Annotated in this window: 17 protein-coding genes; 1 reads left to right on the top strand and 16 read right to left on the bottom strand. The window is 40.9% G+C overall.

Features of this window, described 5'->3' with window-relative positions; genetic code table 11:
* Window positions 1-69: 69 nt before the first annotated feature.
* From ACIFOD_RS18185 to ACIFOD_RS18250, 14 genes are all read right to left on the bottom strand, one after another.
* A complete protein-coding gene (locus ACIFOD_RS18185) occupies window positions 70-276 on the bottom strand; it encodes a tautomerase family protein (RefSeq protein WP_430315787.1) in 207 nt (68 codons plus the stop codon).
* Window positions 251-1,051 (bottom strand): 2-keto-4-pentenoate hydratase, encoded by an 801-nt coding sequence (locus ACIFOD_RS18190; RefSeq protein ID WP_430315788.1) that lies wholly within the window; start codon window positions 1,049-1,051, stop codon window positions 251-253. Before ACIFOD_RS18190 ends, ACIFOD_RS18185 begins: the two co-directional genes overlap by 26 nt.
* 13 nt (window positions 1,052-1,064) lie before the next feature.
* The gene (dmpG, locus tag ACIFOD_RS18195) at window positions 1,065-2,087 is read right to left on the bottom strand and encodes a 4-hydroxy-2-oxovalerate aldolase (protein WP_430315789.1); all 1,023 of its coding nucleotides are present in this window, start codon (window positions 2,085-2,087) and stop codon (window positions 1,065-1,067) included.
* 30 nt (window positions 2,088-2,117) lie between these two features.
* Window positions 2,118-2,993, bottom strand: coding sequence for an acetaldehyde dehydrogenase (acetylating) (locus ACIFOD_RS18200; protein WP_430315790.1), 876 nt, complete (start codon window positions 2,991-2,993; stop codon window positions 2,118-2,120).
* A 12-nt stretch (window positions 2,994-3,005) separates the two neighbouring features.
* A complete protein-coding gene (locus tag ACIFOD_RS18205; RefSeq protein ID WP_430315918.1) occupies window positions 3,006-3,788 on the bottom strand; it encodes a 2-keto-4-pentenoate hydratase in 783 nt (260 codons plus the stop codon).
* Window positions 3,789-3,819: 31 nt separating this feature from the next.
* The gene (locus tag ACIFOD_RS18210) at window positions 3,820-5,295 is read right to left on the bottom strand and encodes an aldehyde dehydrogenase (protein ID WP_430315791.1); all 1,476 of its coding nucleotides are present in this window, start codon (window positions 5,293-5,295) and stop codon (window positions 3,820-3,822) included.
* 79 nt (window positions 5,296-5,374) lie between these two features.
* Window positions 5,375-5,845 (bottom strand): RidA family protein, encoded by a 471-nt coding sequence (locus ACIFOD_RS18215; RefSeq protein WP_397553304.1) that lies wholly within the window; start codon window positions 5,843-5,845, stop codon window positions 5,375-5,377.
* Window positions 5,793-6,851, bottom strand: coding sequence for an amidohydrolase family protein (locus ACIFOD_RS18220; protein ID WP_430315792.1), 1,059 nt, complete (start codon window positions 6,849-6,851; stop codon window positions 5,793-5,795). The genes ACIFOD_RS18215 and ACIFOD_RS18220 overlap by 53 nt, the downstream gene beginning before the upstream one ends.
* Window positions 6,842-7,393, bottom strand: a complete 552-nt coding sequence (locus tag ACIFOD_RS18225) for a 3-hydroxyanthranilate 3,4-dioxygenase (RefSeq protein ID WP_397553302.1) — start codon at window positions 7,391-7,393, stop codon at window positions 6,842-6,844. The genes ACIFOD_RS18220 and ACIFOD_RS18225 overlap by 10 nt, the downstream gene beginning before the upstream one ends.
* A 28-nt stretch (window positions 7,394-7,421) precedes the next feature.
* Window positions 7,422-8,174 carry an IclR family transcriptional regulator gene (locus tag ACIFOD_RS18230; RefSeq protein WP_341357762.1) on the bottom strand — a complete coding sequence of 251 codons (753 nt, stop codon included), beginning with the start codon at window positions 8,172-8,174 and terminating at the stop codon, window positions 7,422-7,424.
* Between the two features lie 106 nt (window positions 8,175-8,280).
* Window positions 8,281-9,759, bottom strand: coding sequence for a 4-hydroxyphenylacetate 3-hydroxylase family protein (locus ACIFOD_RS18235; protein WP_430315793.1), 1,479 nt, complete (start codon window positions 9,757-9,759; stop codon window positions 8,281-8,283).
* A 20-nt stretch (window positions 9,760-9,779) separates the two neighbouring features.
* Window positions 9,780-10,262 (bottom strand): flavin reductase family protein, encoded by a 483-nt coding sequence (locus ACIFOD_RS18240; RefSeq protein ID WP_397553300.1) that lies wholly within the window; start codon window positions 10,260-10,262, stop codon window positions 9,780-9,782.
* Between the two features lie 179 nt (window positions 10,263-10,441).
* Complete coding sequence (locus ACIFOD_RS18245; RefSeq protein ID WP_430315794.1) at window positions 10,442-11,428, bottom strand: lipoate--protein ligase; 987 nt, start codon at window positions 11,426-11,428, stop codon at window positions 10,442-10,444.
* 11 nt (window positions 11,429-11,439) lie between these two features.
* The gene (locus ACIFOD_RS18250) at window positions 11,440-12,174 is read right to left on the bottom strand and encodes an MBL fold metallo-hydrolase (protein WP_430315795.1); all 735 of its coding nucleotides are present in this window, start codon (window positions 12,172-12,174) and stop codon (window positions 11,440-11,442) included.
* 196 nt (window positions 12,175-12,370) lie between these two features.
* Here ACIFOD_RS18250 and yhfH point away from each other — a divergent pair, with 196 nt between their 5' ends.
* The gene (yhfH, locus tag ACIFOD_RS18255; protein WP_079533738.1) at window positions 12,371-12,505 is read left to right on the top strand and encodes a protein YhfH; all 135 of its coding nucleotides are present in this window, start codon (window positions 12,371-12,373) and stop codon (window positions 12,503-12,505) included.
* Window positions 12,506-12,568: 63 nt separating this feature from the next.
* Here yhfH and ACIFOD_RS18260 read toward each other — a convergent pair whose 3' ends face one another.
* Together ACIFOD_RS18260 and ACIFOD_RS18265 are read right to left on the bottom strand one after the other, a co-directional pair.
* Entirely contained in the window at window positions 12,569-13,321 is a 753-nt protein-coding gene (locus ACIFOD_RS18260) for a FixH family protein (protein WP_430315796.1), read from the bottom strand.
* A gap of 148 nt (window positions 13,322-13,469) precedes the next feature.
* Window positions 13,470-15,668, bottom strand: a complete 2,199-nt coding sequence (locus tag ACIFOD_RS18265; protein ID WP_430315797.1) for a YhgE/Pip family protein — start codon at window positions 15,666-15,668, stop codon at window positions 13,470-13,472.
* Window positions 15,669-15,788: the final 120 nt, after the last annotated feature.

A 15,788-nucleotide genomic window follows, 5' to 3' on the forward strand; every position in this document is an offset into this window, starting at 1 on the left:
TGCTTACTTTAAAGGATTTCCTGAAGGTTAAAAGTGTTTGCACCATGAGCACCTCAAATAAAATACTTACTATTCTTTCAACGTCCCACCAACTGCCCAATTCCCCTTTGGAACTTCATTTATTAATATTCTTACTTGTTCAGGATTTGTTTCTAAACATTCACAAATTGAAAGAGTCAGAGATTTTACAAGCTCTTCTTTCACTTCGGGACTCCTGCCTTCGAGAATATGAAGATGAGCAATCGGCACCCTATTCATCCTTCCCATTACACACATTAAAACCAATAAATCCAAGGGGACCAAAATCAACCTTCAAAGAGTCACCATCATAGATATTAATTGCTTCGGTTATTCCTCCAGTTAAAATAACCATCCCTGCTTCGATTCCCTGGCCATCTCGATCCAACATTTTGGCTAATTCAATAATGGATTTGACAGGGTGCCCTAAAACAGCAGAACCCAGACCAGATTGAACTTTTTCTCCATTTCTAAACATGGAAACTTCCAGATTTCCAAGTGAATGGTTCAAAGGGGAATAGGCTTGATCACTCAGTATAAAACGAGAGGACGAGGCATTATCTGCCACAACATCCACTAAAGTGAAAGAGAAATTTTTATACCGGCTATCAATAACCTCAACTGCAGGCATGATAAATTCTGTAGCACTCCAAACATCACGAGGTGTTAAGTGGCTTCCCTTTAAAGCTTTCTTCATTACAAATGCAATTTCCGGTTCAACTCTGGGATGGATCAATCCTTGAAGAGAGAGAGAATCTTGATTGATCTCCATTGATTGAGTTAGTCTCCCATAGATTGGTTCATTCACACCAACCGATTGTTGTTTAGCGACACTCGTTAAACCCATTTTCCATCCAATTTTATGATCTCCCCTTTGAAGGGCACATTGTTCCCATAATTTCTGAATTTCATAGGATTCTTCAACCGTTAAGTTGGGATAAGCCAATGTAATCTTATCCATCTCAATTCCTTTCACCTGATGAAAATCAATGGTTTTCGCTAATTCTATTAAGTTCTGTGTTTTAGTCTCCATTTTCGGCTCCTTTCTACCTTACAGTAGCTTTCTTTGATAATTCGCTGGCGACGTCGACAATCATATCTTCTTGTCCTCCTACGACACCCCTTCTGCCTAATTCCACTAAAATATCTCTTGCATCAACATTGTATTTCTTGGCCGCTTTTTGTGCATGAAGTAAGAAACTCGAATAGACACCTGCGTAACCCAGAATTAAACTCCCTTTTGTAATTTCTTGTGGTTTTTCTAAAATTGGGGCTACAATATCCTCTGCCAAATCCATCATTTTATAATGATCAATCCCCGTCTCAATGTTCATGCGAGCCAGTATCGAGATCAAAACTTCTGTTTGTGTATTTCCAGCACCTGCACCTAAACACCGGACACTCCCATCGACCCAGGTTGCTCCTTCTTCTATCGCTACAAGAGTATTGGCCATTGCCAGTGAAAGATTGTTATGGGCATGAAATCCAATATTTGCATGGATGCTTTGCTTTAATGCTTTCACTCTTTCCCTTACTTCATGAGGAAGCAAGGCCCCTGCAGAATCTACAATATAAATGGTATCCGCTCCATAGCTTTCCATTAATTTCGCCTGCTGTATCAATTTGTCCAGGGGTGCCATGTGAGCCATCATCAAGAAACCGACCGTTTCCATACCCAATTCTTTTGCCGTTTGGATATGTTGCTTTGATACATCAGCTTCTGTCACATGGGTAGCAATACGAGCGAGCCTTGCACCTGCTTGCTCTGCTTTTTTCAGTTCTTTAACCGTTCCTATTCCCGGTAAGAGCAGAACCCCTATCTTTGCTTGTCTGCATACCGAAACAGCAGCTGAAATCAAATCAAATTCATTTGTTTTTGAAAGCCCGTATTGCAGTGAAGAACCCCCTAATCCATCTCCATGGGAGACTTCAATATAAGGAATATTTGCTTCATCTAAGGCTTTTGCTACATTTATTACTTGATTCACCGTATAGCTGTGACCGATAGCATGACTTCCGTCTCTTAAAGCTACCTCTGTCACAGTAATATCCCGATTTGTCACACTCATTCTCCTTTCTCATTTACTCGAGGTGAAGTATTATGTCTGCTGAGTCATTACATATTTAGCTAGTTCTTCCCCTACTTTCACTGCAGAAGAAGTCATGATATCCAGGTTTCCGGCATAACTCGGTAAGTAGTCACCAGAGCCCTCCACTTCAAGGAAAACCGTCACTTTATTGTCTTCAAAAATAGGATCGGTTCGAAGGCGGTATCCAGGAACATATTCACTCACTCTCTTTACCATGTTTTTGATAGATTGAGTAATCTCTTTTTGATTCACATTTCCTTTTACTAAGCAATAAACCGTGTCCCTCATTAAGATTGGAGGTTCAGCTGGATTAAGAATGATAATCGCTTTTCCATTTTCAGCTCCTCCAATCACTTCAAGACCTTTGGCTGTTGTTACTGTAAATTCATCAATATTAGCTCTTGTGCCCGGACCGGCACTTCTACTGGAAATGGTGGCAACAATTTCTGCATACTCCACTTCAGCTACTGAATTTATACTGTGCACGATGGGAATGGTCGCTTGCCCTCCACAAGTGATCATATTTACATTTTGTTCATGTAAATGCTCGTGTAAGTTTACAGGTGGAACAACAAAGGGACCGATGGCAGCAGGTGTAAGATCAATCACTTTCTTACCGAGATTTTTTAATACTTCAGCATGATGATGATGGGCTTTTGCAGATGTTGCATCAAATAATACATCTGCCATTTCATGTTTTTCTAAGAACCCATCCAACCCATTTGAAAATGTTGAAAGACCATGTTCCTGTGCCATTCTTAATCCTTCTGAATTTGAGTCAATACCAATCATTGCCGTTAATTCCAATACATCTGAACGAAGCAATTTCTTCATTAGATCTGTACCTATATTCCCAGACCCGATTATGGCAACTTTCGTTTTCATTTCTTTTCCTCCTTACCTTTCAAACGTACATGAAACCTGTCCTAGACCATCAAACACGGCAGAGAACCCATCACCGGGGTGTGCGTATACAGCAGCTGATAAAGCTCCTGATAAGATCAACTCCCCGGGTTCCAGAGTCAAATTAAACTCATGAAGTTTATTGGCAAGCCAGGCTACACAATATGCTGGATCTCCTAGTGCTGCCGAACCCTTCCCCGTATTCATCAGTTCACCATTACGATAGAAGTTCATCCCTACTTCTTTTAAATTGACGTCCTCTATTGATACTGGTCGATCCCCTAATACAAATAATCCTGATGAAGCATTATCTGCAATCGTATCTTGTAATTTAATCTTCCAATCTGTAATTCTGCTATCAACAATTTCTAATGCAGGTAATACATAATCCGTAGCCTTCAATACATCTTCTACAGTTACGTTTGGACCTCGCAATTCTTCTTTAAGGACAAAGGCGATTTCCCCCTCCACTCTAGGTTGAAGAACTTGAGGCTTCAACACTGTTCCATTGTTCTCAATGGCCATTTCATCAAGAAGGTGTCCATAATCTGGTTCATCGACACCAAGTAGTTCCTGCATGGCGATGGACGTGAGACCAATTTTTTTGCCCACTATGGTTGCACCCGTTTCGACTTTCCTGGCGATCGTTTTCAGTTGGATGTGATAGGCTTCTTGAATGGTGATGGATGGTTTTAATTCTGTTAAAGGTTTACTCCCCTCTCTATTTCTCTCAGCTTCTATAAGTTGATTTGAAAAGTTCTTGATCTCTTCACTCATCGTTTTCTCTAACATGATCAGCCCACCTTTCCTATAATTTAATCGTGATATTGGAGAGCTCACTATAAAATTCGAAACTATGCATGCCTCCCTCTCTGCCAATACCGCTTTGTTTCATTCCTCCAAATGGAGTGCGCAGATCTCGTAAATACCAGGTGTTCACCCAAATGATTCCTGCTTCTATTTGGTGAGCTACTCGATGGGCTCTTCGTAAATCATTTGTCCAAATCGTCGTCCCTAATCCATAATGAGTATCGTTTGCTTGTTCAATGACTTCATCTTCCGTTTCAAAAGGCAGCACCGTCACCACTGGCCCAAATATTTCTTCGCGTACACATGTTGCGTCCTTATCAAGACCAACAATGATCGTCGGCATGATAAAATACCCTTTGTCTTCTTCCTGGAGACGACCTCCCCCGGCAAGGATAGTTCCGCCTTCATCTCTGGCTGATTGTATGTAACCCAACACTCGATTATAGTGTTCTTTACTTATTACTGCGCCAACTTTGGTTTCATCACGGAATGGATCACCTACAGTGAGCTCTTTTGTTCTGGCAACGAACTTCTCTAAAAAGGATTCATACACCGAACTTTCAACATAAATTCTGGAACCACACAGACATACTTCCCCTTGATTCATAAAACTTGACTTAAGTGTCGTCTCGATCACTTCATCCAGGTCGGAATCTGCAAAAATGATGTTAGGGTTTTTCCCGCCAAGTTCATATGATAGTTTCTTTAAAGATGGGGCAGCGGCTTTCATGATTGCGGTTCCTGTCTTGGTTTCCCCTGTGAACGTAACAGCATCAACGTCAGGATGTTCCGTAATGGCAGCCCCTGCCGAGCCAGGTCCAAAACCATGAACAAGATTCACTACCCCGTCAGGTACTCCTGCTTCTTTACATATTTCTGCCAATACCGTAGCTGTCATGGGAGTCCACTCAGCAGGCTTCATAACTGCTGTATTTCCAGCTGCAAGGCAAGGTGCCATCTTCCATGTAAGAAGTAATAACGGCAGATTCCAAGGATTGATCATCCCCACTACACCAACGGGCCGGCGAATGGAGTAATGAAGGGCTTGTTGATCTTGCTGATATGCCTCTGTTCCCATAGAGGTCAAGTAGTCGGCAAAGAAATGAAAGTTATAGGCAGCTCTTGGAATATCAATTTCAAGTGCCATTTGATACGGTTTTCCCGTATCCATGGATTCAAGTGCAGCTAATTCTTCCTTACGTTCAAGAATCAGGTCGCCAATACGTCTTAAAACGGCAGAACGTTGGCTTGTAGTAAAGGTTTTCCAGGGTCCCTTTAAAGCGGTTTTTGCTGCTTTTACAGCCGCGTCTACTTCCTTCTTCCCGCCTTCCGATACCCTTCCCATTATTTCCTCTGTAGCTGGATTCATATTTTCGAATGTTTTCATATCAAATGAATCTCTATATTCACCATTAATGAAATGTCTGCAATCTATTGGTCTAACTTTCTGATTGGATTTTTCTTTTATATGCACTGAAAGTCCCCCCTGCTACTATTCACACGTTATTATTTTTGAAAAAAGGTGACAAACATGTCACCTTTTTTCATTTCATTTAAGTTAATGGGTCTTCAATTTCTACAATCATTTCAATTTCAATGGCTGTTCCTCCAGGTAATTGTGCCATCCCCACAGCTGACCTGGCATGCTTGCCTTTTTCACCAAAAACCTCTACTAATAAATCAGATGCACCATTCATTACTTTTGGCTGATCCGTAAAATTCTCTGTACAATTGACAAATCCTAATATTTTCACGACTCTCTTAACTCTAGAAAGTTCTCCAAGTTCATCCTTCAAAACGTTTAATAGATTCATCATGGATTGACGGGCAGCCAGATAACCCTCCTGTACATCAAAGTCAGTGCCAATCTTTCCACGATACTCATCGACTCCTTGACCAGAAGTGAAAATCAGATTGCCAACACGAACTCTACTAACATAATTCCCCACAACAGGGCGTACAGGAGAAAGCTTAAGTCCCAGACTTTGAAGTTTCTCCTCTGGTGTCATTAGTTTTTGTTCCATAGTCAGATTTTAACTCCTTTATATTTAAGAATCTCAACGCATTTTCACCTAAGATCATTCGTCTTTGAACGTCTGTTAATTCGTTCATTCCATCTATTACTCTTCCCGGTGGAATCTCTCTTAATAGAAATGGATAATCGGACCCCATCATTACTTTCTCATGACCAAATCGATCAATTAGGTAGTTCACATTTAAAGAATCATAGTTTAAGGAGTCAAAATAGAAATTCTTCACATAATGACTTGGTGGATGCGTTGTTAATCGTAATTGCGGCCATACTTTCCACCCTTGATCCAGTCTTGGTAAAATGTACGGGAATGACCCTCCACCATGGGCAAAACAAATTTTCAAATCAGGAAATCTCTCTATCACACCGCTCCAAACAAGACTGGCAGCGGCAAGAGCTGTCTCACTCGGCATTCCGATGGTATACATAAAGTTATGTCGTGGTGTTCGATCCTTAGCCATCGTCTCCCACGGATGAATAAATAAAGGTACATTCCATTTCTCAGCCATCTCAAAAAACTCAAGGAATTCAGGAGCATCTAAATTTTCACCATTTACATTTGTACCTATTTCAATCCCGTATAAATTTAATTCATTAATGCAACGATCCATTTCAGCTACTGCTGTTGCTGCATCCTGCATGGGAACAGTCCCTAATCCTACAAAACGGGAGGGGTGCTCTTGAACGGTTTTTGAAATAAAGTCATTTTGAATCCGTGCCATTTCAAGTGCTGCATCCTTATTTGCCCAGTAAGAGAACGTGACGGGAATGGGAGAAAGCACCTGAATGTCTACACCTTCTCTATCCATATCCTGTATTCTCTTTTCAGGACTCCACACTTGATCGGTCACTTCTCTAAATATCTTTCCTTCTACTAAAATATTAGCTCCACACGCACATGTTTGATGAAGAACCGGCCATTTCCCTCCGTATTTTTCAGCAAAATCCGGGAGGTCCTTCGGGATGATATGGGTATGAAAATCTACTCTCATTTCCATTCCTCAGCTTCAGGGGGCATTTTATTCCCACAATTTTCACATATACGCAAATCTTCACTTGAATTAAAATGTTCTATCGCTTCTTTCACCTGAGTTTCGATATTTGTCAGTTGAACAGTCGCCCGGTGCATTTCATGGTCACATTTATCACAGAACCATACAAAGCTTTCAAGTTCTCCCTGATCCCTTTTTCTTTCTAAAACAATTCCATATGAATCTGCTACTCTATGAGGAGAGTGGGGTACATTTGCCGGCAGCATAAATATCTCACCTTCGCCTACAGTTACCACTTCACGTTTCCCTTCATCATTAATGCATTCTACGTATGCATTGCCTTTAATTTGATAGAAGAATTCATCAGAAGGATCCACATGGAAATCACGACGTTTATTAGGACCTCCAAGCAGCATGGCAATAAATTCAGAGTCTTCCCAAAGCACTTTATTGTTCACAGGCGGCTTCAATAGATCTTTGTTATCTTCAATTGTTTTCAATAAATCCAGAACCCTTGTTTTTAAAAATGATTTTGATTGAGTCGTCATTTCATAACCTCCTGAATGATTTTAGTTGTTACAATACACTGCTTATATAGCCGATATCTTTGGAGATTTTTTCAGCTGTATTTACCACACTTCTAATCATTTCATTACGATTGCTGCCATTCATATATGAGATTGGTCCAACCATATTAAGCGCAGCGATCGTTTGACCCGTATATGATCGAATAGGTGCCGCTATACCATATAGCCCAAGTTCATTCTCATTATTGCTAATGGCAAAACCCTGGGCTTTAATTTGCTTTAATTCTTCTTTTAATTTTGATATACATGTAATTGTATTAGGTGCACGTTGTAAAAGCCCCTTGGCAATCGTAGGTTTAATTAACGACGGGTTATAAGCCAACAAAATCTTTCCCGTACTCGTACAATAAGCCGGTTTCGTTGCCCCGACATATGTGGGTACTGGAAGTGATGTTTTAGATTTCACCTTTAACACGAATCGAACTTCTCCTGAATCGAACATACCAATATGGACGGTACCGTGAAATTTCCGAATGAGACTCTCACAGAATGGTGTGGCCTCGCTATAAATATCCTGCTGATACATAACGTGATTGCTCCATTCTAATAGCTTCCAGCCTAATCGGTATTTTTTTCTGCTATCTTGAATCAGCATTCCCTCTTCACAGAGAGTACGCACTAAATGATGGACAGTACTTGGATTCATCCCTAGTCTTTCGGCAATTTCATTGTTGCCTAGTGCCGGTTCGTCATTGGTAAAGCAATTCAGAATTTTGGAAATCTTTTTCACAGAAGAAATCACTTATTATCCCCCTCATCCTACTATTGGCCAACAGCACCAATTTAAGAACTTTGACAAATCTTGTTGAATTACCTGCTTCCATCCAAATAAAATAAAGCGCTTACATTTATGGGGTCGGTTGTCCTTGAAGGTCTTTTGATCCCTTTAATGCCTCGTCAACCATTTCAAAAGAGTGATTCCGTTTAAATCCTGCATAGAAACGACCCAGTCTTCTTAGAGGATCTCCTGAATAATAACGTTCATATTGCAGTAACCTCTGTCCAAATGCTTCACCACATAAATCCCAAGCAAGTTTAAATAATTGAACCCGTTCTTCTGATGTTACCCCAACACGTCCTACATAATATTTCTGAGCATCTTCCCGAAGTTCAGGTTGTTCAAAATCAGCGAATGTTGGTGACATCAATAATCCACCAGCACCGACAGTTTGCATCACTTCAATGGCGCGAGGATAAAGCTTAGGCAGCATTCCGCGAATGGTCTCAAGAGGTGTACCGGCCGGTCTCACTTCACCGCTGGACGTCGTTTCAAATTCGTATTCTGCCACTCTTAACAAGGCGCGCACTGCTTCAACAGACTGCATAAGCTCCCCTAATTGTGTTTGAACGTTTAAATATCCGTCCACACCAATGGAATCTGCCACTCTTGCTGCTACTTCAGAAGCAAATTGCAGTTTTACTAATCCTCTTACCCCTGATTGATGGGCTGGCTGCTGGCCAATTCCAGTCTTTGGATATAATAGATTAGCAGCTTCAATATTTTGATTGATAAAAATACGGTCACTTGGCACAAATACATCATTAAAGACAAGTAAGGCATCCATTTCTTCATATCTGGATGCGAGTGGATGGTCTAACACAGATCGTTTTCCATCCTGCATCGGCTCTCTACAAATAATTCGCAGCCCCGGTGTGTCTATAGGCAAAGCAAATGCAATGGCATGCTTTTCATCGCCCGGCTGAAACCCTGGGAATGAATAAATGATCACTTCATCAGTTATTGGAGCTAGTGTGGCTAACATCTTGGCTCCTCTTACGATAAAACCATCAGGTCTTTCTTCAACAACCCCTAGATGTGTAAACTCTTTTTCCTGTTCATGAGAAGCTTTACTGCGGTCATTTTGAGGATTAATGATGGCATGAGTCAAGAATAAGTCGTTGGTCCGAATATATTCGTAGTAGTTCACCATATTCTTTGCCCATTCCGGATTATATTGTTCTAGAAACCACTTATTGCTGGCCATTGCAGTAATCGTTACATTAAGAAAGTCGGGTGTTCTTCCCATAAGCCCAAAGGTTGCTTTAGCCCAAACTTCAAAAAGCCTGCTTCTTGCCTTTAAATCTTCATACGATTTTGGAACTTTAAATGCGTGGGAAAATCGCTCACCTGTTTCTTCACATATGTAGGTGATTTCCTCTTTGATTTTTGGATCATTTTGAATATCGTAGAGATTTGCAATTTCATGGATTGGCTGGCGGAATACTTCTTCCTCATAAACGTTCTCTACTTTCTTTCCTCCCAGCCAGATCTCTGGTTGACGTGATTTCAAACCTTCTATATACTGAGCTCCAGTACGAATTGTCATTTAAACATCCCCCTTTACCACTACTTTTTTACGTAGTTATCGATTGAATTGGTTTCTAAAAATTTACCTTGGAAAAAGACTAAACTATTACCTTCTTCATAATGGTAATTTTGAACTTCACCCACAAATAGAACATGGTCCCCGCCTTCATATTCCTTCCATGGATTGCATTCAATTGTAGCTAATGAACCTTTAATAAGTGGACCACATTCGGTATCTTCCCATTCGATTTGCAATCCTTGTTGTTCTTTTCCAGCAAATTGCCAGGCCACCGCTTCCTGACCGGCTGCCAATATATTAATAACAAAAGGCTTATCTTTCATTCTTTCGTAGGCTTTGGCTTTTTTATCAATAGATACCAACACTAATGGAGGGTCCAAAGAAACAGACGTAAACGAATTTACCGTAATCCCATGATTCTGATTGTTATCACCTTTCCAAGTAACAACCGTTACTCCCGTGGCAAACTTACCAAAACAATTTCTTAAATCGCGAATATCCATTTTACATGCCACCTCCTCATTTCTTAATCTGACTCCATACTATAACTTTATTAAAGATAAAACTTACGATAATTTCATAATGTGAAATATTATTGGAATTTTTTAAAAAATCTGATACTTTTTGTAGTATTTTTCAAACAAAAAAATAACCCTCCTCATAAAAGGAGAGTTATTAATCGTTAATACACCAAATCCACAAATTCATCCTTCGTCACATTTCCGAAATAGTGTTGAATGTCAACACCTTCCAAAGCCCCGGCAATGTCTTTTCGTTCGTAGCGGGTGCCTATAAGCTTTTCTTCGATGTCTTCTACATTCCCGACTCCGAAGAAATCGCCATATATTTTACAGTTCTCGATTTTCCCTTTGTTTACATCCAAACGGACATCAATCGATCCGACCGGGAAGCGGTGAGAATGCTGAAGGTTGAATTTCGGTGATTTACCGTAGTTCCAATCCCAGTTCTGATAGCGTTCTTTTGAAAGCTCATGGATGTTCTTCCAGTCTTCTTCCGTCAGGACATATTCTTCTACGTCGCTTCCGTCAAAAATATAATCCAGAAGGGTTGAACGGAAATGTTCGATGGTCATTTTTTCTGACAGGAATTCAGAAATGTTGGCCACACGGCTTCGAATCGATTTGATCCCTTTTGATTCAATCTTATCCTTTTTCACCCGTAGAGCTGACACGACGTTTTCCATTTCGGAATCGAACAAGAGCGTTCCGTGGCTGAACATTCGGCCCTTAGTGGAGAACTGGGCGTTACCGGAGATCTTTCTGCCTTCTGCGATAATATCGTTACGTCCGCTAAGCTCTGCCTTCACCCCCAGCTTATGAAGGGCTGTTACAACAGGTTCAGTGAATTTTTTGAAGTTGTGGAAGCTCTCTCCGTCATCTTTCGTGATAAAGCTGAAGTTCAGGTTTCCTAAATCGTGATAGACCGCTCCCCCACCGGACAGTCGGCGAACGACATGAAGACCTTGCTTCTCCACGTAGTCTGTATTAATCTCTTCGATCGTATTTTGGTTCTTCCCGATAATGATGGAAGGTTCATTTATATAAAATAATAAATAACTCTCATTAATATCTAAGTTCTTCAGTGCATATTCTTCAATAGCAAGATTGATCCTTGGATCCGTGATCCCTTTATTATCGATAAATAACATCATTCTTCCTCCTAAATATCTACTTCCATATCTTTTTTCGCTAACAATACCTCGCCGCTATAAATGGTTTTCGCTTCCGTAACCAATTGCTCCAGTTCGCCGAAATGAGGTAAATGTGTCAGTATGAGCTTTCCGGCATTCATTTTCTGAGCAAGATTCCCGGCGTCGAGACTCGTCATGTGACCAGCGTTCGAAGCATCCATCTCTCCATAGAAATTACATTCACAGAGCAGTACATCTGCGTCTTTCCCAAATGGAACAAATGACTCTTTGAAAGCCGAGTCTGCTGTATAGAACAGCGATTTGCCGTCTGCTTCAATTCTCATTCCGTAACACGGCACGGGATGCTTGGCCTTCACAAATGTCACAGTGAAAGGACCAATTGATAATGATGTATCCTCCTTATATTCATGGGCTTTCATTAAATCTTTATATGTAATCGTATCGTAACCCCGTTGATCTTCCCTATGGGCATATACAGGTAATGTACCTTTATTTTTCCCCAGGAAGTATTGAATCAATAAAGCGTGTTGTAGTACACCTAAATCTGCTACATGATCGGGATGATAGTGGGAAAGAAGGACCGCATCTATCTCTGTAGCCTCTACGTGATGTTGCAGATGGGATAGTACACCACTGCCACAGTCAATAAGCAGTTTAAAGCCATCATGCTGGAGTAAATACCCGGTACTCGCTTCTCCTGCCTTCGGATAGCCGCCCCATTGGCCAATAACGGTAAGCTTCATTTTTAAACCTCGCCCTTCAATTTAGTATGTATCCCTACTATACTTCATTGTGCCTATTTTTTCATTTTTTTCGCCTATTTTTGAATTAATCGTTGACGAAATACATACTGTTATAATACAATAAAATAAATTAACACATCAGTTATATAACACAAACAATTGATGGGTGAAAACAAATTTACGGAGGGTGATTAACATGGTAAAAAATATTGTGGAGTTCTTTCGAAATTTGCCGCCTAAGTCTTGTGCACAGTGTGGAGATACAATTGAAGAGCAGCATGAATGCTACGGCATTTATTGTGAAAAATGTACGACTGATTACGAGTATTAAATATTAAGGAACAAGGGGTAATAAAAAGGATGCTCTTCAAAGTGAAGGGCATCCTTTTTATGTTTATTGTACTTCTACTTTTTGCATAGTGTGTTCGTGAATTTCTTCTCCTTTGGTCACGTGAACCTGTACATGATACGTACCCGTTTCCGGGAAAGCATACGAACCGTTATACATACCAGCTTCACCCTCTGTTAAATCCACCCATTCGTGTTTTTCCTGACCCTCTTTGTAAATTTCCAAACGCACTTCTGCTTCTTCTAATGCTTTTTCTTCATTTTTCACATGAACGTTCATTTCTGCTTCGTCATTCATCTTAATCGTATCAGACTTCTTAAGATGGATAGATACTGTACTTTCGTGATGGTCATGGTGACCGTCTTCGCTTTTCTCTCCATGTTCCCCTGCCTCCACTTCACCAATCGCAATTTCTGCTTTCGGCATGGTGTGCATATCACGGGCTGTTACATGGACCTGCACTGTATACATGCCGTCCTCTTCAAATGTCTTTTCAGCTTTGTATACACCGGCTTTATCATGCTTTGCTTCGATCATTTCACTTTCATCTTTATGACCATTTTTCCAAATCTCGTATTTGACTTCACCGGCGTCCTCGACGTTCTCATCGCCTTGAGTGACTTTAGTCGAGAGAGAAACGGTTTCACCCTTCTCCCCTTTTTCAGGCACTTCTAACTTTGCTTCAATCGCTTCCAATTTCTCATCTTCTTTTGCCCCGTTATCTTCATTTGAATTACCGCATGCAGCGATAAACAATGCAAGGAAACCTAACAGCATAAACAAGCTTATTTTCTTCATGACAACATTCTCCTTTAGGCATTCTCTTTTCAGTGTACCAACATTATGTACCTCTCTCCAATTAGTATACACCTTCATGCTTACCAAGGGTTTGTCCATTTCATGAAGAAAAAACGGTAGATGTGTGTGGCATCTACCGTTTTTTTCCTTATGCTTCTACTGATTTCGTATATTGTTTCTTGAATAGCCCTACAAAGAACACGGACGTCAATGCGACGAACACAATGAAGTATCCCAGCAGGATGAAAAGGTTCTGCCACATGAAGGCAAAGTCCCCGCTTGAGATGACAGCTTTGAATGCTGACACCGAATATGTCATCGGTAACAATGCACTGATTGGCTGCAGCGCAGTCGGGATTAATTCGAGTGGGAAAGTACCTGCACTCGTCGTTAATTGCAGAATCAAAATGATGATCGCTACAAATCGTCCCGGATCCCCAAGGATCGTAACGAGCATTTGAATCAGTGCCAGGAATGTAAGACTCGTAATAATAGTAGAAAGTAAGAATAATGGTACACTTTCTACTTCAAGCCCCAATCCAAAGAGTAAAATGGCTGCTGCAATCAGTGATTGGATGATCCCCACTGAAGTAAGGACAGCGAATTTACCAAGAAACCAATTCATTCCGCTTGATGGTCGATCGGATGGTTCTCTCAATGGATACACAATGGAGATTAATAACGCCCCTACGAATAGTCCCAGAGATAAGAAATATGGGGCAAATCCAGTTCCGTAGTTTGGAACATGATTGATTTTCTCATTTTTCACATCGACGGGACCAGCCATCATGTCATACGTATCGTCATCCGCATTGACACTGTTAGCTTCTTTTGCTGCGTCTTTTAATTTTGTTTCATATTCTGTTGTTCCATCTGATAGTTTCGTAGAGCCTTCTGCTAATTGTGTTGAACCATCGGCAAGTTTCTTAGAACCATCTGTTAATTGATGGGAACCATCGTATACCCTGTTAAGACCCGAGCTTAGTTCGTTTGCACCTGAAGCGAGGCTTGCTGTTCCCTGGTATACTTCCCCAAGCTTTTCATTTAATAAACCGTAGTTTTCCACAATTTTGTTTTGACCGGCAACAAGCTGATTGGAGCCTTCGTCAAGCTGGGCTGAACCGGCTACAAGCTGATCGATTCCACCTTGTAGTTTCATTTGACCTTTATTTAATTCCCCGATTCCTCCAGCAAGAGAATTCGCTCCTTTTTGAAGCTCGGATGCACCCGTACTTAGAGCTCCGGTACCCGTTTGAAGACCGGTCGCCCCCTGCTTGATCTGATCGATGGCAGCCTGTAATTCTGCCTGTTTTTCTTCCGGAAGGCTGCCCATAAATGGTGCCAGTTCTTCTTCAAGCTTTGTAGCCCCTGCTCCAATGGCTTGAGCGCCTGCTTTCGCATTATCCGCTCCACCCTGGAGAGCACCGATTTTTTCTGCCAGGTTTTGAGATCCGGCGTGCAGTTTGGCTGTATTGTCCACTGCGCTATTTAGACCTGAATCCACCTGCTCCAATCCAGCCTTGCTTTTATCGATTCCAGCTGCAAGGGCATCAATCCCTGACTGGACATCCTGTGTTCCTTTATATAGTTGTTGGGATTTATCCGTCATGACCCCGACTCCGTCCGATAATTCCTGAGAACCTTTTGCGAGTTTCTCAGCACCTGCACGAGTTTTTGCCACACCGTCCGTCATCTCTACATTTTTTTCAGCAAGGACAGCTAAATTGTCCTTAAGCTTGTTGGCCCCTTGAGATAGATCAATGGCCCCATTATTGATTTCGCCCGCTTTGTCGCTGGCAGTCTGGAAACCATCTCCCATTTCTTGAATCTTATCAAACATCGTTTCAGCATACGTTTCGGAAACCGATTTAGAGAGACTTGCTTTGATCTCTTTCATGGCCGTATCCCCGATTTGAGCAGATAGGAAGTTAAAGCTCTCATTAGGCACATATTTCAGAGAAAGCTTTTTAGGGTTATCTTCTAGTAACGTTGTTCCGTTTTCAGAGAAATCCTCCGGAATCTCAACAAGCATGTAATAATCCTGCTTCTCTAAATTTTTGTATCCTTCTTCTTTATCGATAAAATGGAAATCAAATTGATCACTATCCTTCAGTTTATCAACAAGTTCATCTCCAATATGCAACTCCTTCCCGTCAAACTCTGCTCCCTGGTCGCTGTTTACAACCGCCACAGGTAAGTCTGACAGCTGTTCATATGGATCCCAAAATGCCCATAAGAACATACCACTGTACAAAACAGGGATGAAAAGAACGGCTAGAATCGGGATGAGAAGTTTCTTATTTTTGAAAATCGCTTTGAATTCTGAACCAATAAATGAATTCTTCATGTTTTTCCTCCTATTATTTTTCTGAATTTGAATTATTGACCAATAAGTTCAAATAGTCATTTTAACATAAAAATAAATGACTATTTCATTCATTTAGTCATTCATTACCAAAGATGAAGG

It is taken from the genome of Rossellomorea sp. NRS-1567 (assembly GCF_050467885.1).
Classification (GTDB): domain Bacteria; phylum Bacillota; class Bacilli; order Bacillales; family Bacillaceae_B; genus Rossellomorea; species Rossellomorea aquimaris_C.